Genomic DNA, 1,369 nt, shown 5'->3' with positions numbered 1-1,369 from the left:
CGCCGCCAGCAACCCTATTGGGAACCGTGGCCCCCCAGATCGCGGGGTGTCATGTTGGGGTATACCCCAACAACACATCGGCAGCGTGCTCCAACCGACCGTTCACGTTTCGCCCCCTCAAGCTGATCTAGCCGAGCGAGCGATATTCATGCCAGCGGGGCTCTTCATTGCACGAAGGGGTCGACCACGGTTTCATCCACCCCGTGATGCTTCATCGCGGGGCACCCGCGGGACCAGTAGCTTGTGCCTGACGGCGGAACGACGGCTCAGTTGGAGCCGCACCACACGAGACGACAAGAAGGCCCTCATGGACCCAAGTGCACGTGTCCCCGCCCAGGACCCGGCAGACCCCGGCACCCCTGCCTCACACGATGCCCCGCGTGCCGCGCACGGAGTATCTACTCAGGCTCCGGCAGCCGCGGGAGATGCTCGGCGTGCGGCCCTACGAGACGTGGTGCCGTGGAGCTCGCCAATGACCCGGAGGGACAAGATCCTTATCGGAGGCATCTTTGGCGGCCTTCTGTTGATGCTCGCATCGCTCCCCCTGCGACCGTTCCTCGTCGCCTCCTCGCCCGTCGCCCTGAGTGCACTGACCGGCGGTCTCCCCACCATCGGCGCCGGCGCCGCCTTCGCTCGGATCGGCGAGACATCCCTTGGGCTCGTGATCGTCGCCGGGGTGTTCGGCATGATCAAGCTCGACTGGTTGTTCTGGCTGGCCGGACGCACTTGGGGCCCGAAGGCACTGACCTTCTTCACCCCAGGCCGGTACGCCGGACGGTTCGCGCAGCGACTCGAGAAGATGCCACGTTGGGTCCTGGTCCTGATGGTCTTGTTGTCCTTCCTGCCCGGTATCCCCAAGCTCCTGGTCCAGCTGTTCGCCGGTCTCGCCCAAATGCGCCTCGCCACCTTCTTGATCGCCGATGCCCTGGGCGCGCTCCTCATCACCGGCACCGTGGTGTGGCTCGGATACAGCGCAGGACAAGACGCGGTCGACATCGTCATCGCTGTCGACAAGTACGCACTGTGGGTGACCCTCGCGATCCTGGCAGTCGGTGGATACCTCGCCGGCGCCGCGGCTAGCAAACGCCGCAAGGAAACAGCAGCCTGAAACTGAACCCGCCAACGTTCTCTGCCGTTTTCTAGGACCTCCCGAGAAGCTGTTCACTCGCGGCTGCGCCGAGCTGGTGCAAACAGGGGCTCCCCAGCGGAACAGTTACGGGCCGGTAGTTTACGGTTACCTGTGACTTCCGCCGTTGAATGGCGGGGTTCTTCAGACGCTCATTGACGGGGTAGGTGAGTTCACCGCCTATTCACACTGGCCGCTGCTCGCCGTGCCGGGATAGTCAGCAGAATCGCCCCGATGGGGAGC

At 64.6% G+C, this 1,369-nt stretch carries 1 protein-coding gene; it reads left to right on the top strand.

The genetic code is table 11. The annotated features are described in order from the left end of the window. Nucleotides 1–472 precede the first annotated feature (472 nt). Complete coding sequence (locus ABD893_RS16630) at nt 473–1,108, top strand: DedA family protein (RefSeq protein ID WP_345083011.1); 636 nt, start codon at nt 473–475, stop codon at nt 1,106–1,108. The last annotated feature ends 261 nt before the right edge of the window (nt 1,109–1,369 follow it).

Source organism: Brachybacterium paraconglomeratum, from assembly GCF_039541415.1.
In the GTDB taxonomy this organism is placed as follows: Bacteria; Actinomycetota; Actinomycetes; order Actinomycetales; family Dermabacteraceae; genus Brachybacterium; species Brachybacterium paraconglomeratum_A.
This window is presented reverse-complemented; position numbering and strand designations above follow the sequence as displayed.

Excerpts from the sequence above, each read along its gene's own strand:
- ABD893_RS16630 (WP_345083011.1), top strand. The coding sequence starts at position 473 with ATGACCCGGAGGGACAAGATCCTTATCGGAGGCATCTTTGGCGGCCTT.